Raw genomic sequence first — 26,010 nt, 5'->3', positions numbered from 1 at the left:
GGCTCCGCTCAGCGCGGGCGGCGGGAGACGCTCACCACGTTCGAGTCGCGCGCGGGCCGCTTGGCGGCCCGCGGCTCGTCCGGGAGCGCGTGCTCGACGGCTCGGACGATGGCGGGGGCGTCGAGGCCGGCCTGGGCGTACATGCGCTCGGGCGTGTCGTGGTCCTGGTAGCTGTCCGGCAGGGTCAGCGTGCGCACCCGCACCGTCCCGGCATCCAGCGCCCCGCGCCCCGCGAGCAGGTGCAGCACCATCGCGCCGAAGCCCCCGGTCGAGCCCTCCTCCACCGTCACCAGCACCTCGTGGCTGCCCGCAAGATCCAGCAGCAGCGCCTCGTCCAGCGGCTTGGCAAAGCGCGCATCCGCCACCGTCACCCCGATCCCGCGCTCCTCCAGCTGCTCGGCCGCCTTCAGCGCCTCCGCCAGGCGCGTCCCCAGGCTCACCAGCGCCACCCGCGCCCCCTCCGGCCGCCGGATCACCCGGCCGCGGCCCAGCGCCAGAACCTCGCCCTTCTCGGGCAGGTCCACCCCCACCCCCTCGCCCCGCGGGTAGCGGAAGGCGATCGGGCCGGCATCGTGCGCGTGGGCGGTCGCCACCATGTGCACCAGCTCCGCCTCGTCGGCGGCCGCCATCACCACCATGTTGGGCAGGCAGCACAGGTAGGCCAGGTCGAAGGCCCCCGCATGCGTCGCCCCGTCCGCCCCGACCAGGCCGGCCCGGTCGAGCGCGAAGCGCACCGGCAGGTTCTGCAGCGCCACGTCGTGCACGACCTGGTCGTAGGCCCGCTGCAGGAAGGTCGAGTAGATCGCGCAGAACGGCCGGTAGCCCTCCGCCGCCAGCCCGGCCGCGAAGGTCACGGCGTGCTGCTCGGCGATGCCGACGTCGAAGGTGCGCCCCGGGTGAGCCTTGGCGAACAGGTCGACCCCGGTGCCGGAGGGCATCGCGGCGGTGATCGCCACCACCTTGTCGTCGGCGTCCGCCGCCTTGACCAGGCTCTCGCCGAACACCCGGGTGTAGGTCGGGGCGTTGGCCTTGGCCTTGACCTGCTGGCCGGAGACGACGTCGAACTTGACCACGGCGTGGCCGCGGTCGGCGGCGGCCTCGGCGGGGGCGTAGCCCTTGCCCTTCTGGGTGACGACGTGGACCAGGACCGGCCCCTCGGGCGCGTCGCGGACGTTCTTGAGGATGGGCAGCAGGTGGTCGAGGTTGTGGCCGTCGATCGGGCCGACGTAGTGGAAGCCGAGCTCCTCGAACATGGTGCCGCCGCCCGCCAGGATGCCGCGGGCGTATTCCTCGGCGCGCACGGCGGTGTCGTAGAGGGCCTTGGGCAGCAGGCGGCCGAACTGGCGGGCGGTGTCGCGCAGGGAGCGGTAGGTGTCGCCGGAGACCAGGCGGGCGAGGTAGGCCGACATGGCGCCGACCGGGGGCGCGATGGACATGTCGTTGTCGTTGAGGATGACGACGAGGCGGGAGCGCAGGGCGCCGGCGTTGTTCATGGCCTCGTAGGCCATGCCGGCGGAGATGGATCCGTCGCCGATGACCGCCACGACGTTGCGGCGCTCGGGGGTCTCGCCGCGGGCGCGGGCGGCGGCCTCGGCGAGGTCGCGGGCGACGGCCATGCCGAGGCCGGCGGAGATGGAGGTGGAGGAGTGGGCGGCGCCGAAGGGATCGTAGGGGCTCTCGGCGCGCTTGGTGAAGCCGGAGAGGCCGCCGCCCTGGCGCAGGGTGCGGATGCGGTCGCGCCGGCCGGTGAGGATCTTGTGCGGGTAGGCCTGGTGGCCGACGTCCCAGATCAGGCGGTCGTCGGGAGTGTGGAAGACGTAGTGCAGGGCGACCGTGAGTTCGACCACGCCCAGCCCCGCGCCGAGATGGCCGCCGGTGACCGAGACCGCGTCGATGGTCTCGGCGCGCAGTTCCGCGGCGAGCTGCGCCAGGTCGCTCTCCGGCAGGGCGCGAAGCTCCGACGGATCACGGACGCGATCGAGGAGGGGAAGGCTGAGCGGTGACACCGAACGATCCTCATGTCCGGAAGGGGGGGCGCGGCGCCAGGGCGCGCGACGGCCGCCGACGGGCGGGGGGCGGGCGGCGCCGCGGGAGGGCTGCGTCAGGCGACATCGAGCGGCGCCGTGCCGACGGGGCTGCCATCCGCCCCGAGGGTGATGCGCTGGATGCGCGCCTCGGCGCGCTGCAGGAGCTGCTCGCAATGCCGCTTCAGCGCCTCGCCGCGCTCGTAGATCGCGACGGATTCGTCGAGCGGGACGTTGCCCTGCTCCAGGCGCTGCACGATGCCCTCAAGCTCTTCGAGGGCTTTCTCGAAAGGCAGATCGCCCGTCACGGCCGGGCCGGACGGGGGAACGGCCGATGCGGCATCGGACCGGACTGCGGTCATCCTGAAAAGCTCTCCTTCGAGCGGAGGTTTATGACCGCCTGCCTGTCTCAAAACAACCCTTCGGCCGATCTGGCCCGGGGACACCGGACCAAACTCCGAGAGGGGCAGCCTTTGCGCCACACCGGTTCGGCGGCGCGGTGCGGCGCCGGCCGCGCGCCTCGGCCGCCCGGATCGGGCCCTCGCGCGAGGGTTCGGACCGCGCCGGACCCGGCGGGTGCGGTGGCGCACCGCGCCGGGCCGGTCGCGGATGTCGTCTTCCGTGATCCTCTCAACCGGCGGAGGCATCCATGGGCGTCGCGACCCTCGACAGCGGAATCCGGTCCCACCCCCCGACCGCGCGCGCCATCCCGCACCGCCTCCCTTCCGGCGCGGCGCCCCGGGGCCTGCGCGGTCGGCTCGCCGCCCTCGCGGTGCTGGCCGCCGTCGCCGGCGGGGCCGGCCCGCTGGTGATGCAGGTCGGCCCGGCCGCCGCGGCGATGAACCGTGAGGCCGCCGCCCGGATCGGCCTCCTGACGGAGGCGATGTTCTGCACGGCGACCGCCGCGGGCAGCGCCGCCTTCTGCGGCCACTGACGGCCGGGCCTCAGAAGCGGACCGCCCGCGCGCGCTTGACCTGGGGAATCGCCTCGATCTGGCGCAGCAGCGCCGGCGAGACCGGCTGGTCGACCGCCGCGAAGCAGATCGCGTCGCCCCCGGGCCGGTCGCGGCCGAGATGGAAGGTGGCGACGTTGACCCCCGCCTCGCCGAGCAGCGTGCCGAACCGGCCGATGAAGCCCGGCTGGTCGGCGTTGCGCACGTAGAGCATGTGGGGCGCGAAGGCGGCCTCGAGGGGGATCGAGCGGATCTCGACGATGCGGGGCACCCCGTCCTGGAAGACGGTGCCGGCCGCGTCCCGGGGCATGTCCTCGGCCTCGACGGTCACGTGCAGCACCGAGCCGTAGTTGCGCGCGGTGCCGGTGCGGGTGGTGGTCTCCACCACGATGCCGCGCTGGCGGGCGACCTCGGTGGCCGAGACCATGTTGACGCCCTCCAGGAACGGCCTCAGCGCGCCCGCCACCGCCGCGGCGGTGAGCGCCCGCAGGTTCATGGCGGCGACCTCACCCTCGAAGGCGATGCGGATGCCGCGGATCGGCGCCTCGGTGAGCTGGCCGAGGAAGGAGCCGAGCTGCTCGGCGAGCGTCACGAAGGGCCGCAGGCGCGGCGCCTCCTCGGCCGAGATCGACGGGAAGTTCACCGCGTTGCGGATCGCCCCGTGCAGGAGGTGGTCGGCCATCTGCTCGGCCACCTGGAGGGCGACGTTCTCCTGCGCCTCGCGCGTCGAGGCGCCGAGATGCGGCGTGCAGATCACGCTCGGGTGGCCGAACAGCACGTTCTCGGTGGCGGGCTCGACCGCGAACACGTCGAGGGCGGCGCCGGCCACGTGGCCGCTGTCCAGGGCGGCGCGCAGGGCGGGCTCGTCGACGAGCCCGCCCCGGGCGCAGTTGACGATGCGCACCCCGGGCTTGGTGCGGGCGAGGGCCTCGGCCGAGAGGATGTTGCGGGTCTTGTCGGTGAGCGGCACGTGCAGGGTGACGACGTCGGCCCGGCGCAGCAGATCGTCGAGCTCGACCTTCTCGACCCCGATCTCGACGGCGCGCTCGGGGGTCAGGAAGGGATCGTAGGCGATGACGCGCATGCGCAGGCCGATGCCGCGATCCGCGACGATCGCCCCGATATTGCCGCAGCCGATGACGCCGAGCGTCTTGGCGGTGAGCTCGATGCCGAGGAAGCGGTTCTTCTCCCAGCGCCCGGCCTGGGTGGAGGCGTCCGCCTGCGGGATCTCGCGGGCCAGAGCCAGCATCAGGGCGATGGCGTGCTCGGCGGTGGTGACCGCGTTGCCGTGCGGCGTGTTCATCACGATGATGCCGCGGGCGGTCGCGGCCGGCACGTCGACGTTGTCGACCCCGATGCCGGCCCGGCCCACCACCCGCAGGCGCCCGGCCCGCTCGAGCAGGGCGGCCGTGACCCGGGTGGTCGAGCGGATGGCGAGGCCGTCATACGCCCCGATGGCGGCGGCGAGCGCCTCCTTGTCCTTGCCGAGGTCGGGCCGGAGGTCGGCGACGAGGCCGCGCTCGCGGAAGATCGCGACCGCGGCGGGGGAGAGGGAATCGGAGATGAGGACGCGCTTCTGCGTGGTCATGGGCAAGGCTCCGGCTGGGCAAGGCTCCGGCTGGGCAAGGCTCGGGCAAGGCATCCGGGATGCGGGGCCGGATCCGCCGCGCGCGCCGTCCGGACAGGGCGCAGCCTTCCCCCGCTTGCGGCGGGGGCGCGGCGCGCGACGCCGGGACCGCCGGGGCGGATCCGCGCGCGGTCTGTCAGGCGGCCTGCCGGAGGAGGCGGGCCTTCTCCTGCGCGAAGGCCCAGTCGAGCCAGGGCGTCAGCGCCTCGAGGTCGCTCCGCTCCACGGTGGCGCCGCACCAGATCCGCAGCCCCGCCGGCGCGTCCCGGTAGGCCCCGACGTCGAGGGCGACGCCCTCGCGCTCCAGGGTCGCGGCGATGCCCTTGGCCAGGGCCGCCACGGCTTCAGGGCCGCGGCCCGTCACCTCGGGATCGGCGATCACCAGGCAGACGCTGGTGTTCGAGGCGGTGGCCGGCGCGCGCGCGAGGTTCTCGACCCAGGGCGTCCGCGCCACCCACGCGGCGATGACCCGGGCATTCGCGTCCGCCCGGGCGCGCAGGGCCGGCAGGCCCCCGATCCCCTGCGCCCAGAGCAGGGCGTCGATGTAGTCCTCGACCGCCAGCATGGAGGGCGTGTTGATGGTCTCGCCCTCGAAGAGGCCCTCAATGAGCTTGCCGCCCTTGGTCATGCGGAAGATCTTCGGCATCGGCCAGGCCGGCACGTGGCTCTCCAGCCGCGCCGCGGCGCGGGGGGAGAGGATCAGCATGCCGTGCGCCGCCTCGCCGCCGAGCACCTTCTGCCAGGAGAAGGTCACGGCATCGAGCTTGGCCCAGTCGAGATCCTGCGCGAAGGCCGCCGAGGTGGCGTCGCAGATCACCACGCCCTCGCGGTCCGCGGCGATCCAGTCCGCGTCGGGCACGCGCACGCCCGAGGTGGTGCCGTTCCAGGTGAACACCACGTCGTGGTGCCGGGTGTCCACGGCCGCGAGGTCGGGCAGGGCGCCGTAGGGCGCCGTGGTGACCCGGGCGTCGAGCCTGAGCTGCTTGACCGCGTCGGTGACCCAGCCCTCGCCGAAGGATTCCCAGGCCAGCATCTCGACCGGGCGGGGCCCGAGCAGCGACCACATCGCCATCTCGACCGCGCCGGTGTCGGAGGCCGGCACGATGCCGATGCGGTAATCGTCCGGCACCTGCAGCACGGTGCGGGTGAGGTCGATCGCCTGCTTGAGCTTGGCCTTGCCGAGCTTCGCGCGGTGGGAGCGGCCGAGCGCCGCGTCCGAGAGGGCGGCGGGGGTCCAGCCGGGGCGCTTGGCGCAGGGGCCGGACGAGAAGAAGGGCGCGCGCGGGCGCGCGTCGGGCCGGGTCGTCATGCGGTGTCCATCCTTCCAGATGGGCGCCTCTCGGTGGGGAGAGGTGTCCCGCCGCCGGGAATGACCGAGCCGCGCGCGCCGGTCAAGCGGCGATCGCGGCGCTCCCGGCCGGGCGCAGGCCCTGCGCGCGCAGGTAGGCGCCGAGGGCGGCCGCGTCCTGGTCGGGCAGGGCGAGGGCGACGTGGCCGTCCGGCCGGACCAGGAAGGCGGCGTCCCGCGTCACGCCCGCCCGCGCGGCCTCCGGGCCGTGCGCGAAGACGTGGCAGGGCAGGGCGTGGGCCGCCGCCGCCTCGCCGAGGGCCGGCGCCGGGGTGCCGTAGACGTGGACCTGCCAGGCGAGGGCGCGCAGCGGCGCGAAATTGTCGAGGCCCGGGATCCAGGGCAGGCGGTCCCCGCCCCGCACCTCGCCCGCCCGGCCCAGGCTGAGCGGGCTGTCCGGATAGGCGATGCGGACCTGCGAGACGATCTCGAACATCATCCGGCGGGTCGCCGCGACGCCCCAGAGCAGGGGCATCAGGTGGGGCACCACGAGGGTGCGCAGCACCTGGTGGCCGAGGCCCTTGCCGATGGCGGCCTGGAAGGCCCGGTCGGTGGAGGCGATGAGCTGGCGGGCGAAGGCGATCCGCTCCGGCTCGTAGCTGTCGAGGAGGGACGGGGGGGCGGTGCCCCGCACCACCTCGGCGAGCTTCCAGGACAGGTTCACCGCGTCGCCGATCCCGGTATTCATGCCCTGGCCGCCGGCCGGGCTGTGGATGTGGCCGGCATCGCCGGCGATGAAGCAGCGCCCCTGCCGGAACCGCGCCGCCACCCGGTGGTGGACGTTGTAGGTCGAGAACCAGTTCACCGCCGCCACCCGCACGCCGAGGAGCGCCTCGGCATGGGGCTGGATCTCGGGAAAGCCGAGCTCCTCGCGCCCGGCGAGGGGCGGCGGCACGATGCCGATCAGCCGGTGCATGCCGCTCGACCGCACCGGCATGACGAGGCCGAGGGCGTCCACGCCGAGATTGACGAAGACGTCGTCGCCCGGATGCGCGGCGAGCCGCACATCCGCCACGTAGAAGCGCTGCGCGTAGGTGCCGCCCGGGAAGTCCAGCCCGAGGTCCTGGCGCACGCGGCTGTGGGCGCCGTCGCAGCCGCACAGATAGGCCGCGCTCACGGTCTCCCGCACCCCGTCCCGCTCGAGCACGGCCTCGACGCCGTCCTCCCGGTCCGTGAAACCGACGAGCTCGGTTCCGTATTCCACCGTCACGCCCGCCCGCGCGAGGCGGTCGAGGAGGAAGCGCTCGTGGTCGTCCTGGGGGTAGCACAGCATGAACGGGAACGGGCTGATCCCCTCGCCGAGATCCCCGAAATGGAAAGCGGCGACGTCCTTGCCCCGGCTGCGCAGGTGCACGCCGCCCATGCGGATGCCCTGCGCCACCACCTCGTCGGCGAAGCCGAGCTGCTGGTAGAATTCCAGGGTGCGGGCATGCACCACCATGGCGCGCGAGGCCTCGCCGGGTCCCGCGCGCCGGTCGACGATGCGGGGCCGCACCCCGTGACGGGCGAGCCGCAGGGCGAGGACGAGGCCGGTCGGGCCGGCGCCGACGATCAGGATCGGAGAAGACGAAGAGGCCATGGCGCATCCTCCTGCGGGCATCCTATGACCGGCGGGTCATTTTTGCAATCGGCGCGGGAGGCGCGGGGGCGGCGTGGCTGAGGCGGCGAGGGGAGCGGAAGCGGGCCGGCGCGGCCCGAGCCCGGAGAAGACCGCCCGCACGCGGGCGGCGATCGTCGGGGCGGCGCTCGGCGTGTTCCTGGAGCGGGGCTTCTCGGGCACCCGGATGATCGACGTCGCCGCGCGCGCCGGCGTCGCCAAGGGGACGCTCTACCTGTACTTTCGGGACAAGGAGGCCCTGTTCGAGGGCGTGCTGCGGGAGGTGATGGCCGACCTCGTGGCGAGCCTGAGCGGGCAGGGGCCCGGCCCCGGCGAGAGCCTGCGCGACTTCCTGCGGCGGGTCGCGGTGCCGGCCTTCCGGGACCTCGAGGCGACGCGCCGCGCGGCGGTGGTGCGGCTGGTGATCGCCGAGGGCGGGCGCTTCCCGGCAGTGGCGGCGGCCTACCGGCGCGTGGTGATCGGCCCGGTGACGGGCGCGGTCCGGCGCTTCGCCGCCGAGGCCCTGGCGCGGGGCGAGCTGACCTCGGACGCGCTCGTGCGCTTCCCGCTGCTGCTCGCCGCGCCGGGCGTGCTGGCGACGGTCTGGAACGGCCTCTACGGCGCCGAGGAGCCCCTCGACGCGGGCGCCGTCGTGGAGGCGTTCCTCGACTGGGCGATGCCGGCGCGCGCCGGGGAGCCCGGCGCCGGCTGAGCGGCGGCGCCGCTCAGGCCGGTCCGCGCGCCGCGCCCCGCCGCTGCTCCCGGCGCAGGGCCGCGGCGCGGCTGCGGCGGGCCGCCTCGGCCCGGCGCATCAGCCAGTCGAGGATGTTGCGCTCGACGCGCTCGCCGGTGTCGCGGTCGGTGAGGCGGTGGATGCGGTCGGCCCGGAAGCCCCGATAGGCGTCGCGGTCGCGGTCGGTGCCGCCGACCAGGACCTTGCCCGGGCCGACCTTGAGTTCGTGCGCGGCGAGGTGGCGGACCGTCCAGGCGCCGTTGCCGTCCTCGTAGACGAGTTCGAACCGGCCCTCGATCGGCAGGATCCGCCACGCACCGTCCCGGCGCTCCGGCGCCGGCGGCGCCGCGTCCGGCGGGGCCCCGGCCGGGGCGTCCAGCTGAGCAAAAAAGGTGTTGTCCAACATGGTCTTGATATAGGTGTTCGTGGTTCGTTCCGAAAGGGGTGAGCGCGCGCGACCGGGCCCGTGCGCGAAGTGTTGCGCGAGGCGTTGCGCGAGGTGTCACGCGGCTGTCGCGCGGCGCGCCTAGACGGCCGGCCGTCTCCGGGGGACGGGTGCGAGGACTCGGTTCGGCATGGCGATGTTCGCGTTGAGTGTCGTGGCGGTCGGCCTGATCGTCGTCTCGGCAAGCCTGTCGCAGGGCGGACCGTGAGCGCGCCGGCGCGGCACCGCGGCGCGAGTTGACGCCCCGCTCCGGGAGGCCCTAGACAGGCTGGGCGCCGTCGCGCTCCGGCCCCGGGGCGCCGCAGGTCGGCTCCGGCCCAGACCGGGAAGGGTGGCCGAGTGGTTTAAGGCAGCGGTCTTGAAAACCGCCGTGGGGGTGACTCCACCGTGGGTTCGAATCCCACCCCTTCCGCCATGCACATCTATTTTGACCTATTTTACAATGGCTTAGAGCCGATGGTGGCTAACATTTCAGGCCCGTTAGCCAATGCCTGTTCACGATCCATACCCGCAACGGTGCTTATGGCTCGGGACGCAAGCCGTCTTTGCTCCGCCGCTGCGGTGTAGGTCGTGACCTCGCGAAGGTTTTTGTGGCCGCTCACGGCCATGATCTCGTTTGCCGTGCACCCCGCCTCAGCGAGGCGCCGGCAGGCTGCCTTTCGCAAGCCATGAGAAGCACACTGCTTCAGGCCGGCGACATTGCAAACTTCGCGCATCCAATTGCCGAAGCCGGCCGCCGTGAAGGATTTGCCCTCACGCGTGACGAGGAATGTCAGATGGTCGGACGGAGTGGCCGTGATGATCGCAGCCAGTACGGGATGAACCGGGATCTCAAGCGTCGTTCCAGTCTTCTGCTGGCGAACCGTGATCATGCCATCGCGGATGTGCTGACGCCCCATCCGGATCACGTCGGACCGACGCTGCCCGGTGTAGAGGAGCAGGGCGAGCGCAAGCCGGGCTCTCGAGCCGACAGGATGGTGCGCTTCAAAGGCAGCTATGTCCTCCTCCGACCATGTGTAGAAGCCAGTCGACTTCGACCGGACTTTCTTCACGCCGACAGTTGGATCATCTCGCCGCATCTTCTCCGCAATAGCGAACTGCATCAGCATGCGAACGATGCGCAGGAAGTTGTTCGCTGCAGCCGGAGTGTCGGCCTTGCGATCGATCATGCGCTTGATGTGCTCGCGTTCCAGGCGACCCACGGGCTTATCGCCATGGTCCGCACGGAAGCGCTCAATGATGCCGCGGTAGGTCGCTTTCGTGCTGTCGGCGAGCCCCTTCCATTCGGCGGATGCGTAGTAGCGGATGATCAAATCGGAGATGCTGCCGGTGATCGTACGAGCTGCGCCAACCACCAAAGGTGCCCTACTGCCTTCAATGAAGGCGTTGTACTCGGCCAGGAACTCTGGCGTGCCGAGAATTGCCTTGGGGTAGACGGTTTTCCTACCCTTCATCCGGAAGCGCAGCCGACGCTTACCCCGGACGTCGGTGAACTCGTCACAGTATTCCGGTAAGTAGCGCTTCCGCTTCATGGCACGTCGTCCCAGGGATTGGGTTCAATTGTTTCGTCCTCGAGCGGCAGCGACTTGAAGGCGAGCCTGACCTCCTCAAGGTCCCAAATCAGGCGGCCGTCGATACGCTTCGGCTTTGGCATCAGGCCGCGGTTGACCAGGTCCTGAAACTTGCCGGCTGACAGTGACAGGTAGGCGGCCGCCGTTTCCCGCCCAGCACCGATAGGTGCCAAGCTCGGCGGAAGGTCGTGCTGCCGGGCCATGATCTAGCGGCTCGCTGCCATGTCACACCTCGACGGGAGTGCGATGCTGCTTCGCGTCAGCTGGCGCCGGTGCGCCCCAAGTGGCTGTCACGGTCGGCGGGGCGAACTTGAGGAACTGGCCGAGCATCTGAAGCGCCGGGCCGCCCATTACGAAACGCCAGCCGAGATACGTCGAGCCGAATTTGGCGGGATCGGCCCCGGACGTGCGGAACTCCTCCCGTTTGTTGTGATCGACCCACAGCCATTCGGCGAGCGGCTTCCCAGGCTTCGCCGTCAGCATCCAAGCAGCCGAGCCGTCGCCAGCGACCATCAGCCGCTTCATCCAGCTCTCTTCAGGCTCGCACAGGAGATGAGCGAGCCGCGTCGCAAGCTGCGTATCGATCTCATCCCCGTTCACGCACCGCAGGGCGGACGCCCTCCGCATAACCGTGAGGCTGTCGCCGGCACGCCGAGGCACCATCGCGAGCAGCATCATGGCGGCGAGCGCGGGTTCGATCTCCGGGGCATGCCGTCCTCGTACGGACGGCAGTTCGCCGGCCTCGCGGAGGGGCCGAACGCGCTGGTCGACCTCTGAGGGCGTGACCGCCAGCAGCTTCGCCAATTGCCCCTCGAACTGCTTGGCCTTCACGCTATCTCTCCACGGGAGGTTTCCCTGTGGACTCTATCGCATAGCGCAGGTCGCACGTCCACGGGAAAATTTCCATTCGATGGGCTGAGGGGGCTAGCCTCCGATCGCCGGATTGCGCTCAGCGTATCTGCAGCCCGCGCGGACTGCTCGAGCCAGAGCCGACAAAGGCCAACAAGCGGCGTTGAAGCGATTCGCTAGGCCTCGAAGCGCATATAAGAGATCGCGGCTGTAGTAGTTCTAAGTTTTGACCAGGAGATACGCAGGATTTCGCTGGCATATACCGGCATGATAGGCGTGCGGACAACCAGTTTAGTCTTTCTGGCGATGGGGTTGATCAGGGCAGGGCGGGAGATAGTACCCTCGCTCGGCTCAACAGCGTCTGATGTTATACATATATTTGAACTGCCTAAATTAAAAACCAATCTTAATTGCCTAATTTGCAAAAAATCAGGCAAAACCCCTCGCCGGCGGCGCGCCAGAAGCCTAATATGGCCTCTGAAAATTTTCCAATCCACAGTTGTTTGTGCAGCATGATCTGCGGTTCTGCATAATGGCCATTGGGTTGTAAGTGCGATGTTTTCGGCACTCAGAATTAGTCAGTACGCAATCTTCGAAACCGGAACTCTGACGTGGCCACTTCCGAGCAAAGGACTTTTAATCTGTAGGTCCTGGGTTCGAGTCCCAGCGCGCTCACCACAGATTTTGCCCGCTCGGTCAATGACTTGGCGGGCTTTTTTCATGACCCTCCCTTGCCCTTTCCGTGTTGCAACGGCGTGCAACACGACTCCTGAATTTACAATGGGTTACAACCGAGCGTCGGCGGCTCCATGCAACACGGATGCAACACGAATCCAGTCCGCTTGGCGCTCTTCAGACGGGCCCAAGGGTCGCATTCCGTGAGCCAGCTGCCGCACATGCTGAGCCCCGCGCTGATGCTCTCTTGAGGCCCTTGGCAAGGCCGAGTAGGGGAGGGCGAGCGGCTACCCCAGCTGGTCACTGAGGCTGGCCGGTACAGCCAGAGAGGACCGGCTCAGGGGATCAACCTGTACCTCAGCCATTCTCGATACGGCGCATCGCCTTCAGAGCACGGCCTCGATCAGCCCGAGCGATCTCGCCTCTTCGGCCTCAATGTACCAGTTCGACGGAGCCTGCTGCAGGAGCTCTTCCATCGTGACCTGGGAGCCGCGAATCAGGTTTTCAAAGCCCTCGTTCTGGATCGCGATCGAGGCTTCGATCTCGTGCAGCGTCGCCTTCACAGTCGCGATGCAGGTGGTCAGCGGTCCATTGATCGTGAGCTCCTTCGCGAGCTTGCGCTCGTGGATCATCAGCCGCGTGCCGCGGGTCAGGTAGCGGTTGGCGCGAACAAAGAAGCTCATGAAGGTCGTACCGGCCGAGTAGATCGCTGCCTTGCCAAGAAAGACGAAGCGCCGGTCCGGGCTCATCTCGCTGTGGTAGCGGATGTCCTCGCCCATCATGCGTGCGACCTCGGGGTCGCCTCCGAGCGTCGACAGCTCGACCACGACGAGGTTCTGCGAGGCCTGCTCGAACTGACGGCGGAAGTCCCGGTACATGTCATAGTCGACCGGCCCCGAGAGCAGGACGGCAGGGGGCTCGAACGCGGGTGGCGGCAGCGGCGAGGTGTCCATGAGGGCTCCTGATGGGATCGGCTCCGGCGCCGGATGAGCGCCTTCCTCTGAACTGGGCGGCTACGACCCCGGTTGCACCGCAGCATGCAACAGTGAGGCTGCGAACGGCGAGTTCGAGATCCGAGGCGCAGGAGGTACAAGGTGCCGTCTTGGGCCGTCCGCGGCAGGAACGAGGAGCCCTAGCCGATGCCGTGCTGCCGCCGGGCAGGTGGGGTGCTGACAGCCCCGCCTTCGCCCGTGCGATAGTACTCTGAGGCGGCTAGATCGCGCATAATGGCACCTGCCGACCGTCAGCCGAATGCCCGATGGCCGCCAAGCGCCCTGATGCCGATCCGCGCGAGACGCTCGCGGAGGTGAATCGGATAAGCGATGAAGGCGTCGGGCAGCGCGAGGCGCAGGTCCGGCTCGTCACCGACCTGCATGCGCGAGGCCTCGATGCGTCCGAGGAGCAGGAGCGCCTGTACCGCCCGCCGATTGTGAGACACCGGTTTGAACCCTATGCGGCGAGAGCCGCAGGTGGAAGCTGCGCGGCCCGAATAGCGGCCGGTGGGCGGAAGCCGTGCCGCTCGATCAGCCACGTCGTATTGTAGATCTCCCGGAACACCAGCAGCGCGCGGCGCAGATCCTCGACGGTGTCGAAGCGCTCCACCCAGAGCAGGTTCTCCTTGAGCGTGCGGATGAACCGCTCAGCGCAGCCGTTCCCCTCCGGCGCCCGCACGAAGGCGGGCGAACTCGCGATGCCCAGGAACGCCAATTCTGACTGGAAATCATCCGATAGGTACGGGCTGCCGTGGTCGTGCCGGACACTCAAGCCGCTGGCGATCCGCGCGCTGAAGCCACCGAAGCGCTGCCGCACGCCCTGACGGATCGGCTCCAGCGCCTCGAAGCGCGTGGCCCGTCGCGCCGCATGGATGCCGACACACGCGGCCGAGCAGGGGTCGACGGCCACCAACACCGCGACCTGCCCCTCGCCGGTCCACGGGGTGGTCAGGTCGGTCCCCCACATCGTGTCCACCGCCTCCGGGAGGATGGTGCCATCGTGGGTGCGCGGACCGCGCGGCGCGCCGACGCGAGACGGGGCGAGCAGATCATGGTCGCGCATCAGGCGCAGCACGCGGCGCTTGGAGGTGCGCACGCCCGTGTGGCGCAGGCGCGCCCAGACCTTGCGGTGACCCTCGCCGTGGAAGGGGCTGCCGGTGAGGGTGGCGCGGATCTCCTCGAGCAGCGCGGCATCCGGCATCGGCCGGGCTGGTTCGAGAACTACAACACCGTCCACCCGCACTCCGGTTTGCGCATGCTCTCACCCCGGGAGTTCCTCCGCCAGAGTGCCGAGGCCCGGCCCGCTCCCTCGATCTGCTAACCCAGGGCGCTCACGATGCCCGATATCCGCACGATCGGCGACACGGATGGTGCAGCGTTGCCGTTGACGGCATCGAGAATGGCGTCGGCCGGCTTGGTCCAGATGCGCTCATCAAGCTTAAACCCGAGAAGCGGTTTTGAAGCGACATCCGCAACTGTCATGTTAGCCATGATTGTCTCTCTCACCCACTCGCGCCAAGGCCGGGGTGGCACTAGACATTTTCGTGAAGACCTACCTCGCCTCGCCGCGCCGCTTGCGGCTCCAACTCGTCCACCACCCCGACGAAGCGGCCGAACAGCCGCACGAACAGCCGGGCGAGGTCGTCCATCAGCACGAAGATCGCCGGCACGAAGAGCAGCGACAGGAGCGTCGAGACGATCAGCCCCGAGATCACCGCGATCGCCATCGGCGAGCGGAACTCGCCGCCGATGCCGAGGGCCATCGCGGAGGGCACCATGCCGGCCGCCATGGCGATCGTCGTCATCACGATCGGGCGGGCGCGCTTGCGGCCCGCATCGGTGATCGCGGTGATGCGGTCGACGCCCCGGGCCATCTCCTCGACGGCGAAATCCACCAGCATGATGGCGTTCTTCGTCACCACGCCCATCAGCATCAGGATGCCGATCACGACCGGCATCGAGATCGGCCGGTTGAAGATCAGGAGGCCGAGGATCGCCCCGCCGATCGAGAGTGGGAGCGAGAACAGGATGGTGAGCGGCTGCAGGAACGAGCCGAAGAGCAGGATCAGCACGCCGAGCACCATCATCAGGCCGGCGCCCATGGCGAGGGCGAAGCCCTCGAAGACCTCGCCCATCACCTCGGCGTCGCCGGTCTGGCGCAGCTCCACCCCGGGCGGCAGATTCGTCGCGGCCGGGGTCGCCAGCGCCTTGGCGATCGCCTCGGCGAGGGCGTCCGAGCCCTGGAGATTGGCCTCCAGCGCCACCCGGACGGCGCGGTCGTAGCGGTCGATCGCGGTCGGGCCGCGGCCGAGGCTGATGTCGGCCACCGCGGTCAGCGGCACCGCGGCGCCGGTCTTCGTCGGCACCTTCAGCGCCTCCAGCGCCTGCAGGTCGCCGCGGGCCTCGGCCGGCAGCTGCACCCGGATCGGGATCTGCCGGTCGACGGCGTTGAACTTGGCGAGGTTGGCGCCGATGTCGCCGATCGTGCCGACGCGCACGGTCTCGGCGATGGTGTCGGTCGAGACCCCGAGATCGGCCGCGACCGCGGGTTTGGGGCGGATGCGCAGCTCGGTGCGGTCGAGCGGCGCGGTCGACATCACGTTGACGAGGTTCGGCACCTGCGCGACCTCGCGCTGCATCCGCTCGGCCACGTCCCGCACCACCTCGGTGTCGGGCCCCGCCACGATCAGGGTGAAATCGCGCTGGCCGCCCTCGCGCAGGGACCAGTAGCGGATGTCGGGCTCGTCGCGCAGCGCGGCCATGATCGCCGCCTCAAGGTCGCCCTGCGTGCGCGTGCGGGTGTTCTTCGGCGTCAGGTTGATCGTCAGCGTGGCGAGCCGGATCTCCTTCTTGCCCGGGAGCTGGCGCCCGCCATCGACGAAGACGGAGCGCACCTCGGGCAATGCGCGGATCTTCTGCACCACCCGGTCCGAGACCGCGATCGTGTCGTCGAGCTTGGCGCCGGGCGGCAATTCGAGCACCAGCAGGGTGCGCGCCGCGTCCTCCTTCGGCAGGAAGCCGGCCGGCAGCAGCTTGGTCGACATGAGGGAGCCGGCGAACAGCGCGAGGCCCACCACCAGCGTCACGAACTTGTGCCGCACCGACCACGCCACCACGCGGGTGTAGGTGCGCATCACCGGGCCGGGCGCCTCCTCGGCGTGGCCGTGGTCCCGCATGAAGTAGGCCGCCATCATCGGGGTGATCAGGCGGGCGACGAGCAGCGACATGAACACCGCGGCCGCGATGGTGAGGCCGAACTGCTTGAAGTACTGGCCGGCGATGCCGCCCATGAAGCTCACCGGCGCGAAGATCGCCACCAGCGTCGCCGTGATGGCGATGACCGCAAGGCCGATCTCGTCCGCGCCCTCGATCGCGGCCCGGTAGGGCGACTTGCCGAGCCGCACGTGCCGGACGATGTTCTCGATCTCCACGATGGCGTCGTCGACCAGGATGCCGGTGACGAGGGTGATGGCGAGCAGGCTGACCGCGTTGAGCGAGAAGCCCATGGCGCTCATCGCCCAGAAGGTCGGGAAGACCGAGAGCGGCAGCGCCACCGCGGCGATCAGCGTCGCCCGCCAGTCGCGCAGGAACAGGAACACCACCAGCACCGCCAGGGCCGCCCCCTCCATCAGGCCGTGCATGGCGGATTCGTAGTTGCCGATCGTGTTGGTGACCGAGGTGTCGATCAGGTCGAAGTGGACGTTCGGGTGGGCGGCGCGCAGCTCGTCGATCTTCCGGGCCACCAGCTGGGCGACCGAGGCGTCGCTGGCGCCGCTGGCACGGGAGATCGCGAAGGCGACGACCGGCTCCCCGTTGAGGCGCGCGAAGACGCGGGGCTCCTCGGCCCCGTCCGTCAGGGTGGCGAGGTCGTCGAGGCGCACCTTGCGCCCGCCCGGCAGCACGATCGTGGTGGCCGCGAGCGTGTCGAGGCTCGCCGAGGCCGCGAGGGTGCGGATCGACTGCTCCTGGCCGCCGAGCTCGGCCCGCCCGCCCGCCATGTCGGCGCTGGTGAGGCGCAGCTGCCGGTTCACGTCGGCGGCGGTGATGCCGAGCGAGAGCAGCCGGTCGGGCTTGAGGGTGACGCGCACCTCGCGGTTGACGCCGCCCAGGCGCCCGACGCCGCCGACCCCGCGCAGGCCCTGGATCTGCCGCGCCACCACGTCGTCCACGAACCAGGACAGGTCCTCCGGGGTCATGGCGGGCGCCGAGGCGCCGTAGATCATGATCGGAAGCCCCGCGATCTCGACGCGGTTGATGATCGGCTCCTCGATCGTCCGCGGCAGGTTCATGCGGATCTTGGCGATCGCGTCCTTGACGTCGTTCACCGCCCGGTCGGTGTTGACCTCGAGCCGGAATTCGACCGTGGTGGCCGAGTTGCCCTCGGTGATCGCCGAGGTGATGTGCTTGACGCCCTTCACGCCCGCCACGGCGTCCTCGACCCATTTCGTGACCTGGGTCTGCAGCTCCGAGGGCGCGGCGCCCGGCTGGTTGATCGACACCGAGACGAGCGGCACGTCGATGTTGGGGAAGCGGGTGATCGGCAGGGTGCGGAAGCTGACGAGCCCGAGCAGCCCCAGCACCAGGAACAGCACGATCGAGGGGATCGGCTTGCGGATCGCCCAGGCGGAGACGTTGAGGCGCATCGGGTCGGTCCTTCGGCGGCGGGGGCGGGCGCCGTCGGCGCCGTGGATCAGGGGCGCGGGAGGGCGTCGGCGCTGACCTGCTGGGCGGGAAAGACCGGGCGGACCCGGTCCCCGTCGCGCAGGAAGCTGCCGGCCCGGGCCACGACGGCGTCGCCGGCCCGCACCCCGTCGCGGATCTCGATGAAGCCCGCCGCCGAGAGGCCGGTGCGGACCCGGCGCGCCTCGACCCGGTCGCCCGCCACGACGAGGACGGTCGCGCCGCCATTGCCGTAGACCACCGAGGCGACCGGCACCGCGACGCCGGTGCGGCGCGCCACCTCGACGCTGCCGCGGGCGAAGGCGCCGATGCGCAGGCGCGGATCGGGATCGAGGCGCACGCGCACCTTGCCGAGGCGGGTCGCGCGGTCGATCTCCGGATAGACCGCGCGCACGCGGCCCGGCACGCCGACGGACCCGTCCGGCGTGTCGAGGTCGAGCTGGGCGGGCGCGCCGGGCTTGAGCCGCGGCATGCCGGTCTCGGTCACCTCGCCCTCGAGTTCGATCTCGCCGCGGGCGATCAGCCGGAACAGCGGCTCGGCGGTCGCGCTCGCGGTGGCGCCGATCCGGGCGGTGCGGCGGCTGACGATGCCGCCCTCGGGCGCGCGGATCTCCGTGCGGGCGAGCTTGAGGTCGAGTTCCTTGCGCTGGGCCCGGGCCTGCAGGAGGTCGGCCTCGGCGATCGAGAGCCCGTTGCGGGCCGCGGCGAGCCGCCCCTCCGCCGAGCGCGCCGCCGAGGTGCGCTGCTCCATCTGCACCTCGGTCGCGTTGCCGGTCCGGATCAGGGTCCGGGTGCGCTCCAGCGCCAGGGCCGCCTCGACCTGCGCCGCCTCGGCCTGCACGATGGTGCTGCGGGCCTGCTCCACGGCGGCCTCGGCCCGGGTGACGGCGGCGGCGTTCTGGGCGAGCTGGGTGTCGATCATCTCCCGGGACAGGCGGGCGAGCACCGCGCCCCTGGCGACCCGGTCCCCCTCCTCGACCAGGAGTTCGGTGATCCGGCAGCCCTCGATCTCGGGCGAGACCATGATCTCGTCGCGCGGGACCAGGGTGCCGGTGACCACCGTGCGCTCGACGATCTCGCGCTCGGCCGCCACCACCACGGTGACGGGGGGCACGGGTACCTCGGTCTCTAACGTACGATGGCCCGTCGCCGCCGGCACCAGGCACATGACGGCGAGTAGCCAAGCGAGGCGGCTGCGGCGACACATGACAGGGTACCCCGGTCGGCAGCTACCAGACTACGCATGGCCCAACGCCGCGCCGCCGGTGGTGCTGCTCGGCAGCTCGACCAGCGCGCTGCGCGGCATTGCGGCTATATGAACATAGCGTATGCATTGTCGTTACCGGCTTCTACAATGCTCACGCCGACCAATCGCGGTTCTCCGAATGGATCACGTGTTAGTCTCAGCTCACACCACATCCGCAGCCCTACCAAAAACTCAGCCGCGGATAAAAGCAGCTTTTAATGTCAGCGTGTATCTCTCGATTGAAAAAATTTCTGGTAAGGGCCGCCGGAGAAGTAGCGCCTCAATTCATCGAAATTTTGGACCGTTTCTATCAAAGGCCGCATCTCCTGGCGTTGAAGATCGGTCAAACCAGAAGGCTGATGCGGTCGAACTCCCAAAAAGCTCCAAACTGAATTCACGCAAGCGTTCCGATCGCGAGTGACATCTTCATAACGAACCACCATAACAGCACCAGACCCAAAGGAATGTACAACTCGCGCGTTAAAACAATCAGAAAGCCTGAAGTATGCCTCACAGTCAGCTGTCGATAGCCGGACACGCGGCGGCAGCGCGCCTCCGCCGTCGGAGCTAAACTTCAGCCAACGGCCAGATTGTCTTGCCTGGACAAGCGAGCGAAGCGACTCCAAGACATTAACGCGAACCATAAGAATGACTTTAAGACCAGGCCACGCAACAAGCTCGTCAAATATGCCGGGACGGTCGCGAAATTGAGGTTCGTTGATCTTGCAGCCAACGTGCGTCACTTCTGCCTTGACAGATTTTGCGGTATATTGCAGGTACGCAACCTCGAGGAGCCCTCGATCGCTAAGTAACAACCGACTTTTGTCGGGCCAATTGCCTTCATACTGATTTAAAAGCTCGCCTCTGCTGTAGACGTTGGGATGTTCGTTAAGCAATTCCTCGAGAAAGTGTGTACCCACTCTCGGCATTGCCAGTATAACGAAGGGATGATGCGAAGACATCTGGCTGTCCATTGGTAGCACCATTAGACTACACATACGATTGCAGGCCTAAGTTACGGCTATTTTGCCGAACCGGTGTCACCGTAGGAGACACCGGCGAAGCATTGCTGTCGCAAAGAAAAATGGCAGTATCGCGTACGCGCAAAGCACGAAAATATGCACGCCGACACCGCTGGTCGACCGTCCGAGCATCACTGGGCGAATGAGCTCGATCGAATGGACCAATGGCAAGACCGAGGTTAAATTTTTAAGCTCGCTCGGCAACTGATTGACGGGGAATACTGCGCCACACAAAAACAACATGGGTGTGATAAAAAGGGTCTGATAAAATACAAAATGATCGTAACTGCGCGCCAAAGCAGCAACAAGCATAGCTAAGCTTGCGAAGGCAAGACCAGTGAGCGCAATGACGGGCAGCGCATAAAATGCGGACGGCCAAGCGGCGTAGCCAAGCACGCCCGCGATGATGATGATTCCGGACCCCGCTAGAAAAGCCCTTGTCGCTGCCCACGCTAGTTCCCCGAGAATAACATCGCCAAGCGTGAGTTGTGTATACAGAATTGCTTCCCAAGTGCGCTGGGCGTGCATGCGTGCGAAAGCCGCGTGGATTATTTCGAAAGTCGCCGAGGTCATCGCGGCAGTCGCGACCATACCTGCAGCAAGAAAGGCGATATACGGACTTCCCTCAACTTGATCGATCATCAGTCCGACGCCGAATCCAAGACCAACCAGGTAAATCGTTGGATCGGCGAGATTACCAAGAATTGATGCAGGTGCAATTTTCTTCCAGGCTTGATAGTTGCGGAGCCACACCGCTAGCCAGTTCCACGCATTGGCGGGAAGAGCCGCTGCAAAATCTCCCGTCATCGCTCATCTCTCCATCTCGTGACCAGTTAGCCGCAAAAAAACATCCTCGAGGTTCGGAGGACGCTGTAGAAGGCGTAAGCCCGAGCGCCCAAGAAGCTGGAGGCAAACCTGCTCTGGATGTGGCGTGTAGCAATAGAGAGTCTCGCCGCTAGCTTCGATGTGCCGCGCGTATGGTCCAATTATCGCACGTAGTTCACGCGGATTACCACCATAGACCTCGACTACATTGCAACCGATCTGCTCCTGGATGAGTACGCGGGGCCGACCTTCTGCAATTCTGCGTCCATCGTCGAGAACACACACCCGGTCACACAGTCGCTCGGCCTCCTCCATGAAATGGGTAGTCATTAAGATCGTCTTTCCTTTAGCTAGAAGTGAGCGAAGACGTTCCCAGATTAGGTGGCGCGCGTGCGGGTCGAGACCGGTTGTCGGTTCATCCATCACGAGCATCTCAGGATTATTGATCAAAGCACGCGCCAGGGACAGGCGCCTTCTCATGCCTCCGGACAACGTCGCGATGCGCGCATCCACCTTGTCCTCAAGACGGGCAAACTCTAGGAGCGACGGCGTAACCGCTTTAATGTCGCGAGCACTCATGCCGAAGTAACGCCCGAACACGATAAGGCCCTCGCGCACTGTAAACTCGCTGTCGAGATTGTCGAACTGTGTGACTACGCCAATGCGGGATCGCGCCAAGCGAACGCGCGCCGGCACGGGCTCGCCGAACACATTGATACTACCCGAGTCTAGCGGCGCTATGCCCAGGATCATGCGCGTGACAGTGCTCTTGCCCGCACCGTTAGGCCCTAATAATCCGAAGCATTCTCCGGGTGTAACGACGAAGGACAAGTCATCGACAACGACATTTTTGCCGTATGACTTCCTCACACCTTCAAGATTTATTGCTGTTATGGGCATTAAATCACACATCCTCTCTCAGGCGGCATTGCACGGTAATCACTGGCGGGTGTAATAAGCATCCGAACGACATTATTCACCAGCCGGTTCAGTGAGGGCGGTGATCGTTACGCGCTTCTATTACTGGAACATAGAATCTGGGCTTCAACCTAGATACTTAACCAGAAAATGGGCAATCTGGTGCAGTACACCGGAGCCACTTGCTGCGGCGTCAAACACTTCCGCTACGCACGCCCCCTTTCGCAACCGCAGTCTGCAACGAAGGGCTACCATAAAGAAGGCAATATAAGTCAGACCCGCCGTGCGAAAGAGCGCTGGAACGGTGCCAGATATGAATGTATCTGATGCTGCTATGTGCTTACTGTCACGGATTTTATGTAAACGCTTTTCTGCCCGTCGTATGGAGAGCCGCGGGACAACCAATTGCTATTACTGATTGTAAATAATGCATAAATCTTCAGCGGTATCAGTAAAAAGATGTTTATTGGCATGTGAAACAAGAAGCCGAGAAATCGAAGTTGGCGAGCACGGACAGATGCTACGCAGCAGCGAATTATTGTCATTAAGACGATCATTAAACTCGGCCACCACGGGACGGAGGCCGTCGAAAACACCTGTGCTATTCCCGCGATCAACGAAACAGTGAGCAATAGAAGCCCTATGTTCTGCCCAATCACATCCAGGGTCAGATAGCCGTCCAGTCTGGGAAGAATATATAGCGCGAGCAGCGTGTCACGGTAAGTACTACGCGCCCATCGCAGCTGCTGGCGCAGATACGAACTAAGTCTATCCGGGACGACAGTTGCTACACAGGCATCTGGTACGTACTCGGTTCGAAATCCTGCTTCTAGCATCAGTATCGTGAGATGCCGATCCTCACCAAAATTGCTTATTCTACCGCGAAAAACTTGTGTCTCGTACCGGTCTATCAACAGAAGCAGCGCGGACCGGCGGTACATCGCACAAGGACCGCAGCAGCACATAACGGCACCGAATCGACCTTGTGCCGCTCGTTCCTCATTACAGGCCAGCCAGTATTCCATATCAATCAACCGAGTCAACCATGTTTTCCGGCGGTTGCTAGCTGTTAACTGGCCCATTACCGCACCTACAGATGGATCTCGCATTCTCAGTGCGAGCTTTGCTACCACATCGCTATCCGCGGTCGTATCGGAGTCGATGTTGAGCACCAAGTCTCCCGTGGACCGGCGTATCGCCGAAATCTGGGCTTTGCGCTTCCCAACATTATCTTCCAAATTAATGAACACGAACCTCGGATCGTGTGCAAAAACATCGTGCACTTGTGCCAATGAGCCGCGGTTGTCTGAGCCATCATCAACCACGTATATCTGCAGTTTTCCACTGTATTCCTGACTTGCAATTGAAGAAAGACACTCAAAAAGCGTACACGGATCTTCATTAAAGCAGGGGACAATGACATCTACGCTTGGCATGATACCCGAACCGACGAAAGCACTCCTTTTCGCTGGCGGAATAGTTGCGGGATCAGAATAAAAGGTCTGCACGCCTTTGTAGAACGCCGAGAGTAGCGCGTATAGTGATACAGCGCCGATGCTGGTTGCCGCAAATTTATCCATCTTGCATCTGCCAGTTTAGTGATCTTAGGGAAGAAGGCAAATTTTGAACCCATGGTTATGCAACTCCGGAATGAGACGAGAAAGTGCGATGACGGTCTGCTCTCGCGGGCCGACATGAGTGCACGGAGCTGCGTCGCCGGGAGGACTACCGTCGTGCAGGAGCACGATTGCACCTGGACGAACTGAGTTTAGCACGCTGTCTATAATCGCATTAACACCGGGGCGCGACCAATCTCGGGGATCCACAGACCAGTGGAGAGCCGCAAGTCCAGCTCTGGACGCAATACTGATTACTTCCGTTGTCCATTTTCCGTACGGCGCGCGCACATGCCGCAACGTACACTGTGGACAGGCCATGCGGATCGCTCTATTTGCCTGCAAAATCTCCTGCTCAACCGTATTCGGATCGCATATCGAAAAATCCGGGTGAGTCATGGTGTGGTTTGCCACCTCATGCCCATCTGAGATCATGCGCCGGATTAGCAGCGGCTCCCTTGCCGCGTACGCGCCAATGACACAGAACGTTGCCGGCACGCCGTATTCCGCCAGCACATCGAGAATACCGGGAGTGCAATGTGGATTAGGGCCGTCGTCGAAGGTCAAATATACGCTGGAACGGTCTCCGCTTCGACCCCATCGGGTGGACACCTCGGATATACAATTAAATTTCTTCATAGTTCTGGTCCATTGCGATCAATTAGTGTACCTGGCGGCCAATGACTGACCGGCAGTTGAATGGGGAAAATTAGGATCAGAAGGTCCTCGACTCTCGTCGGTGGCATGTCGAGGCTCATGTCTCGGAGAGTGGAACGGACGCGAACCCCGGACACAGTGGCCGCCAAACCGGCCTTACCGAGCAGCCTGGTGAGGTGTTTCTGAAGCGCAGGCCGGACTGTGCCAAACCCGAAAGGGACACCCAGGTTTTTCAAAGCTGGATACAGCTCGAGCATCGAATAACTAACTCGCAATCCCTGGAGATCCAAACGTACTGCATACAATCCCAGTTCGACGACGAGTAAATCAACCATCCCAATTTTGATGAAGCGGCGTAGTGCGGCTATGTGGGCTGCGACGCCCTTCGAGTCGTAGCCGATAGCACGGAGTTCTGGTCTAGCACCGGCCCAACTGCGACCGCCTTCAAATGGCTTGGCATTATACGCGCCGCTCGGGTTGTAGGCGTTCCGCAAGAATTCAGCGAGTTCAGCGTGGTCAGCGAGATCCAACTCACTTTCCCAGCACAGACGCCATCGCACCTGCAAACGACCCGGATGCTCCTCCGTTCGGGAGATAGAGCAAAAATCTGGATTGATTTTCATGGTACGACTGCATGCCCAGCAAGTTTGGCACCGCCCTGTATGCTAGGACCACAGCACATTTGTAAAATCGATTGTTTTGATGTAACGCATCTGGGTGGTGGATAGGAGGGTAGATGCGCTTCAAGGGCCTCGATCTCAATCTTCTCGTTGCGCTCGACGCTTTGATGAAAGAGAGAAATCTCACCCGCGCGGCAAGCAGTCTCAACCTAAGCCAGCCCGCAATGAGCGCGGCTGTCGCGCGTTTGCGCGCATATTTCCGAGATGAGCTATTTATCATGCGGGGCCGCAAACTCGTTTTAACGCCACGCGCGGAGGAACTTTCCGCCCCAGTCCGCGAAGCTTTGCTGCATATTCAGCTCGCAATTGTTTCTCGAGATACCTTTGAGCCATCCCAATCAGAGCGGTGTTTCAGAATCGCTCTTTCTGATTTCATGACGGTCGTATTTTTTAGACGTGTGATGGAGCGGCTTACGACGGAAGCACCCGACATCAGCTTCGAGTTACATGAGCTCGCCGATGACCCTGACGAACTTCTTCGGCGTGGCGAAGCCGATTTTCTAATCTGCCCAGAATTGTTTCTGTCGGATGCGCATCCAAGAGCGTCTCTTTTCACTGACACACTTGTTTGTGTAGGCTGCCGCGCGAACGACAAGCTATCGCGACAGCTTACATTTGATAGCTACGTGTCGATGCGCCACGTCGTAGCGAAATTCGGGCGCAAGCGAAAGCCTTCCCTGGAAGAATGGTTCCTGCTGGAACATGGAATAAAGAGACATATAGACATTGTGGTGCAGAGTTTCACTATGATACCGCATATGATTTTGGGAACTGATCGGATTGGAACGATACCATTAAGCCTTGCCAGGTATTTTGAAAATATCCTGCCTCTGCGCATCGTCGATTTACCACTTCCGTTTCCTGAATTTTGTGAGTCCGTTCAATGGCCGGCCCTGCATAATTCTGATCCGGCAAGTATTTGGATGCGGGATGTGTTTTTCTTTGAAGCGTGTAGGGTGGGCTCGCCGGGCAACGCTGCCTGATTGCTCAGAGTCTACCCCGTACCTGAATCACGGGTGATCAACCCCCACAGGGTGGCCCGAGTGGAATGTTAGTGGACCGTGGGCCTGTCCACCGCGGGTAGCTTGGCCGGCGGAGCCGGGCGGGCGAGCGCAGCCGGCCAAGCGGTCAAGGCCGGCACGAACACCTCCGGGGCCGGCGGTAGCCCAGGGAGGCGTGCGGCCGAACCCGTGCCGGGCTCGTCGAGCACGCCGCGATGGCGGCCTCGCTGCCATTGCCGATCACCCCGCGTCGGGCCGATCAGATCGATCCCGTGGCGCTCCTGGGCCTCCACGAACAGCGCCGCGTTCACGAAGCCGGTGTCGGCGATGTGTGTCCTGGGCAGCAGGCCCCGTGCAGCGAGCGCCGCGTGGATGGTCGAGGTCGTCGCGTCGTCCGAGACCGCGGCGGTCGTCGTCTCGACGTGGGTGATCAGGTTCGGGGTGCCATCGTCACACGTCGGGACTGTCAGGAATTTCGTGTGAGGGCGGCGGGTTGACCGTCAGGCCGCCATGGCCAACTCCGGTCCGATTTCAGGAAGTTGGAGGATGATC

23 protein-coding genes, 1 tRNA gene and 3 pseudogenes are annotated in these 26,010 nt (G+C 66.0%); 4 read left to right on the top strand and 23 right to left on the bottom strand.

Annotated elements, in window-relative coordinates; genetic code table 11:
* Window positions 1–8 precede the first annotated feature (8 nt).
* Window positions 9–2,006 (bottom strand): 1-deoxy-D-xylulose-5-phosphate synthase, encoded by a 1,998-nt coding sequence (gene dxs, locus MET2598_RS0130400; protein ID WP_018263432.1) that lies wholly within the window; start codon window positions 2,004–2,006, stop codon window positions 9–11.
* Between the two features lie 95 nt (window positions 2,007–2,101).
* Window positions 2,102–2,386: an exodeoxyribonuclease VII small subunit gene (locus MET2598_RS0130395; RefSeq protein ID WP_012336034.1), complete on the bottom strand. Its 285-nt coding sequence runs from the start codon at window positions 2,384–2,386 to the stop codon at window positions 2,102–2,104.
* 287 nt (window positions 2,387–2,673) lie between these two features.
* Here MET2598_RS0130395 and MET2598_RS0130390 point away from each other — a divergent pair, with 287 nt between their 5' ends.
* Entirely contained in the window at window positions 2,674–2,958 is a 285-nt protein-coding gene (locus MET2598_RS0130390) for a hypothetical protein (RefSeq protein WP_018263430.1), read from the top strand.
* A gap of 10 nt (window positions 2,959–2,968) precedes the next feature.
* Here MET2598_RS0130390 and serA read toward each other — a convergent pair whose 3' ends face one another.
* The 3 genes from serA to MET2598_RS0130375 form a co-directional block, all read right to left on the bottom strand.
* Window positions 2,969–4,564, bottom strand: coding sequence for a phosphoglycerate dehydrogenase (gene serA / locus MET2598_RS0130385; RefSeq protein ID WP_018263429.1), 1,596 nt, complete (start codon window positions 4,562–4,564; stop codon window positions 2,969–2,971).
* A gap of 175 nt (window positions 4,565–4,739) precedes the next feature.
* Window positions 4,740–5,912: a phosphoserine transaminase gene (locus MET2598_RS0130380; protein ID WP_012336037.1), complete on the bottom strand. Its 1,173-nt coding sequence runs from the start codon at window positions 5,910–5,912 to the stop codon at window positions 4,740–4,742.
* Between the two features lie 82 nt (window positions 5,913–5,994).
* On the bottom strand, window positions 5,995–7,530 hold the full coding sequence (locus MET2598_RS0130375; RefSeq protein ID WP_018263428.1) for an FAD-dependent monooxygenase: 1,536 nt from the start codon (window positions 7,528–7,530) through the stop codon (window positions 5,995–5,997).
* 73 nt (window positions 7,531–7,603) lie between these two features.
* Here MET2598_RS0130375 and MET2598_RS0130370 point away from each other — a divergent pair, with 73 nt between their 5' ends.
* Entirely contained in the window at window positions 7,604–8,260 is a 657-nt protein-coding gene (locus MET2598_RS0130370; RefSeq protein WP_018263427.1) for a TetR/AcrR family transcriptional regulator, read from the top strand.
* 13 nt (window positions 8,261–8,273) lie between these two features.
* On the opposite strand, the gene MET2598_RS0130365 is transcribed toward MET2598_RS0130370, so the two are convergent.
* The gene (locus MET2598_RS0130365) at window positions 8,274–8,687 is read right to left on the bottom strand and encodes a hypothetical protein (RefSeq protein WP_018263426.1); all 414 of its coding nucleotides are present in this window, start codon (window positions 8,685–8,687) and stop codon (window positions 8,274–8,276) included.
* 364 nt (window positions 8,688–9,051) lie between these two features.
* Here MET2598_RS0130365 and MET2598_RS0130360 point away from each other — a divergent pair.
* Window positions 9,052–9,141: transfer RNA gene (locus tag MET2598_RS0130360), tRNA-Ser, on the top strand.
* A 22-nt stretch (window positions 9,142–9,163) separates the two neighbouring features.
* On the opposite strand, the gene MET2598_RS37655 is transcribed toward MET2598_RS0130360, so the two are convergent.
* From MET2598_RS37655 to MET2598_RS38310, 15 genes and pseudogenes are all read right to left on the bottom strand, one after another.
* Window positions 9,164–10,258, bottom strand: a complete 1,095-nt coding sequence (locus MET2598_RS37655; protein WP_018263425.1) for a tyrosine-type recombinase/integrase — start codon at window positions 10,256–10,258, stop codon at window positions 9,164–9,166.
* Window positions 10,255–10,500 carry a hypothetical protein gene (locus MET2598_RS0130350; protein WP_018263424.1) on the bottom strand — a complete coding sequence of 82 codons (246 nt, stop codon included), beginning with the start codon at window positions 10,498–10,500 and terminating at the stop codon, window positions 10,255–10,257. The genes MET2598_RS37655 and MET2598_RS0130350 overlap by 4 nt, the downstream gene beginning before the upstream one ends.
* 22 nt (window positions 10,501–10,522) lie before the next feature.
* Window positions 10,523–11,128 carry a hypothetical protein gene (locus MET2598_RS0130345; RefSeq protein WP_018263423.1) on the bottom strand — a complete coding sequence of 202 codons (606 nt, stop codon included), beginning with the start codon at window positions 11,126–11,128 and terminating at the stop codon, window positions 10,523–10,525.
* Window positions 11,129–12,207: 1,079 nt separating this feature from the next.
* On the bottom strand, window positions 12,208–12,774 hold the full coding sequence (locus tag MET2598_RS0130340; protein WP_012333597.1) for a hypothetical protein: 567 nt from the start codon (window positions 12,772–12,774) through the stop codon (window positions 12,208–12,210).
* 290 nt (window positions 12,775–13,064) lie between these two features.
* Entirely contained in the window at window positions 13,065–13,196 is a 132-nt protein-coding gene (locus tag MET2598_RS43480) for a hypothetical protein (RefSeq protein ID WP_018263422.1), read from the bottom strand.
* A gap of 74 nt (window positions 13,197–13,270) precedes the next feature.
* Window positions 13,271–14,026, bottom strand: a pseudogene (locus MET2598_RS0130330) (transposase); the annotation flags it as partial.
* A 104-nt stretch (window positions 14,027–14,130) separates the two neighbouring features.
* Window positions 14,131–14,304 carry a hypothetical protein gene (locus MET2598_RS41670; RefSeq protein ID WP_157182288.1) on the bottom strand — a complete coding sequence of 58 codons (174 nt, stop codon included), beginning with the start codon at window positions 14,302–14,304 and terminating at the stop codon, window positions 14,131–14,133.
* Between the two features lie 41 nt (window positions 14,305–14,345).
* The gene (locus tag MET2598_RS0130325) at window positions 14,346–17,456 is read right to left on the bottom strand and encodes an efflux RND transporter permease subunit (RefSeq protein ID WP_018263420.1); all 3,111 of its coding nucleotides are present in this window, start codon (window positions 17,454–17,456) and stop codon (window positions 14,346–14,348) included.
* A gap of 47 nt (window positions 17,457–17,503) precedes the next feature.
* Window positions 17,504–18,700: an efflux RND transporter periplasmic adaptor subunit gene (locus tag MET2598_RS0130320; RefSeq protein ID WP_026191018.1), complete on the bottom strand. Its 1,197-nt coding sequence runs from the start codon at window positions 18,698–18,700 to the stop codon at window positions 17,504–17,506.
* A 260-nt stretch (window positions 18,701–18,960) separates the two neighbouring features.
* Window positions 18,961–19,713, bottom strand: a complete 753-nt coding sequence (locus tag MET2598_RS38330; RefSeq protein ID WP_051086545.1) for a sulfotransferase domain-containing protein — start codon at window positions 19,711–19,713, stop codon at window positions 18,961–18,963.
* 66 nt (window positions 19,714–19,779) lie between these two features.
* Complete coding sequence (locus tag MET2598_RS38325; RefSeq protein ID WP_012333602.1) at window positions 19,780–20,568, bottom strand: ABC transporter permease; 789 nt, start codon at window positions 20,566–20,568, stop codon at window positions 19,780–19,782.
* Between the two features lie 3 nt (window positions 20,569–20,571).
* Window positions 20,572–21,486 (bottom strand): nodulation factor ABC transporter ATP-binding protein NodI, encoded by a 915-nt coding sequence (nodI, locus tag MET2598_RS38320; RefSeq protein WP_051086544.1) that lies wholly within the window; start codon window positions 21,484–21,486, stop codon window positions 20,572–20,574.
* Between the two features lie 350 nt (window positions 21,487–21,836).
* Window positions 21,837–23,084 carry a chitooligosaccharide synthase NodC gene (gene nodC / locus MET2598_RS37650; protein WP_036270597.1) on the bottom strand — a complete coding sequence of 416 codons (1,248 nt, stop codon included), beginning with the start codon at window positions 23,082–23,084 and terminating at the stop codon, window positions 21,837–21,839.
* A gap of 24 nt (window positions 23,085–23,108) precedes the next feature.
* Complete coding sequence (gene nodB, locus MET2598_RS38315; protein ID WP_051086543.1) at window positions 23,109–23,759, bottom strand: chitooligosaccharide deacetylase NodB; 651 nt, start codon at window positions 23,757–23,759, stop codon at window positions 23,109–23,111.
* On the bottom strand, window positions 23,756–24,400 hold the full coding sequence (locus MET2598_RS38310) for a NodA family N-acyltransferase (RefSeq protein WP_085984603.1): 645 nt from the start codon (window positions 24,398–24,400) through the stop codon (window positions 23,756–23,758). The genes nodB and MET2598_RS38310 overlap by 4 nt, the downstream gene beginning before the upstream one ends.
* Before the next feature lie 113 nt (window positions 24,401–24,513).
* Between MET2598_RS38310 and MET2598_RS38305 the strand changes: the two genes are divergently transcribed.
* Window positions 24,514–25,440, top strand: coding sequence for a LysR family transcriptional regulator (locus MET2598_RS38305; protein ID WP_051086542.1), 927 nt, complete (start codon window positions 24,514–24,516; stop codon window positions 25,438–25,440).
* A gap of 68 nt (window positions 25,441–25,508) precedes the next feature.
* On the opposite strand, the pseudogene MET2598_RS41665 reads toward MET2598_RS38305, so the two are convergent.
* Window positions 25,509–25,645, bottom strand: a pseudogene (locus tag MET2598_RS41665) (IS3 family transposase); the annotation flags it as partial.
* Window positions 25,632–25,916 (bottom strand): annotated as a pseudogene (locus tag MET2598_RS41660) (IS1182-like element ISMtsp10 family transposase); the annotation flags it as partial. The pseudogenes MET2598_RS41660 and MET2598_RS41665, both read right to left, overlap by 14 nt.
* Window positions 25,917–26,010: the final 94 nt, after the last annotated feature.

The sequence above is a fragment of the Methylobacterium sp. WSM2598 genome, from assembly GCF_000379105.1.
In the GTDB taxonomy this organism is placed as follows: Bacteria; Pseudomonadota; Alphaproteobacteria; order Rhizobiales; family Beijerinckiaceae; genus Methylobacterium.
The sequence above is the reverse complement of the archived record's forward strand: the minus strand, read 5'-3'. Positions and strand labels throughout refer to the sequence as shown.

Bases quoted from the DNA above. Each gene is read 5' to 3' on its own strand.
- MET2598_RS0130395 (WP_012336034.1), bottom strand. From the start codon at position 2,386: ATGACCGCAGTCCGGTCCGATGCCGCATCGGCCGTTCCCCCGTCCGGC.
- MET2598_RS0130390 (WP_018263430.1), top strand. From the start codon at position 2,674: ATGGGCGTCGCGACCCTCGACAGCGGAATCCGGTCCCACCCCCCGACC.
- serA (WP_018263429.1), bottom strand. From the start codon at position 4,564: ATGACCACGCAGAAGCGCGTCCTCATCTCCGATTCCCTCTCCCCCGCC.
- MET2598_RS0130380 (WP_012336037.1), bottom strand. From the start codon at position 5,912: ATGACGACCCGGCCCGACGCGCGCCCGCGCGCGCCCTTCTTCTCGTCC.
- MET2598_RS0130375 (WP_018263428.1), bottom strand. From the start codon at position 7,530: ATGGCCTCTTCGTCTTCTCCGATCCTGATCGTCGGCGCCGGCCCGACC.
- MET2598_RS0130365 (WP_018263426.1), bottom strand. From the start codon at position 8,687: ATGTTGGACAACACCTTTTTTGCTCAGCTGGACGCCCCGGCCGGGGCC.
- MET2598_RS37655 (WP_018263425.1), bottom strand. From the start codon at position 10,258: ATGAAGCGGAAGCGCTACTTACCGGAATACTGTGACGAGTTCACCGAC.
- MET2598_RS0130350 (WP_018263424.1), bottom strand. From the start codon at position 10,500: ATGGCCCGGCAGCACGACCTTCCGCCGAGCTTGGCACCTATCGGTGCT.
- MET2598_RS0130340 (WP_012333597.1), bottom strand. From the start codon at position 12,774: ATGGACACCTCGCCGCTGCCGCCACCCGCGTTCGAGCCCCCTGCCGTC.
- MET2598_RS43480 (WP_018263422.1), bottom strand. From the start codon at position 13,196: ATGCAGGTCGGTGACGAGCCGGACCTGCGCCTCGCGCTGCCCGACGCC.
- MET2598_RS41670 (WP_157182288.1), bottom strand. From the start codon at position 14,304: ATGGCTAACATGACAGTTGCGGATGTCGCTTCAAAACCGCTTCTCGGG.
- MET2598_RS0130325 (WP_018263420.1), bottom strand. From the start codon at position 17,456: ATGCGCCTCAACGTCTCCGCCTGGGCGATCCGCAAGCCGATCCCCTCG.
- MET2598_RS0130320 (WP_026191018.1), bottom strand. From the start codon at position 18,700: ATGTGTCGCCGCAGCCGCCTCGCTTGGCTACTCGCCGTCATGTGCCTG.
- MET2598_RS38330 (WP_051086545.1), bottom strand. From the start codon at position 19,713: ATGGACAGCCAGATGTCTTCGCATCATCCCTTCGTTATACTGGCAATG.
- MET2598_RS38325 (WP_012333602.1), bottom strand. From the start codon at position 20,568: ATGACGGGAGATTTTGCAGCGGCTCTTCCCGCCAATGCGTGGAACTGG.
- nodI (WP_051086544.1), bottom strand. From the start codon at position 21,486: ATGCCCATAACAGCAATAAATCTTGAAGGTGTGAGGAAGTCATACGGC.
- nodC (WP_036270597.1), bottom strand. From the start codon at position 23,084: ATGGATAAATTTGCGGCAACCAGCATCGGCGCTGTATCACTATACGCG.
- nodB (WP_051086543.1), bottom strand. From the start codon at position 23,759: ATGAAGAAATTTAATTGTATATCCGAGGTGTCCACCCGATGGGGTCGA.
- MET2598_RS38310 (WP_085984603.1), bottom strand. From the start codon at position 24,400: ATGAAAATCAATCCAGATTTTTGCTCTATCTCCCGAACGGAGGAGCAT.
- MET2598_RS38305 (WP_051086542.1), top strand. From the start codon at position 24,514: ATGCGCTTCAAGGGCCTCGATCTCAATCTTCTCGTTGCGCTCGACGCT.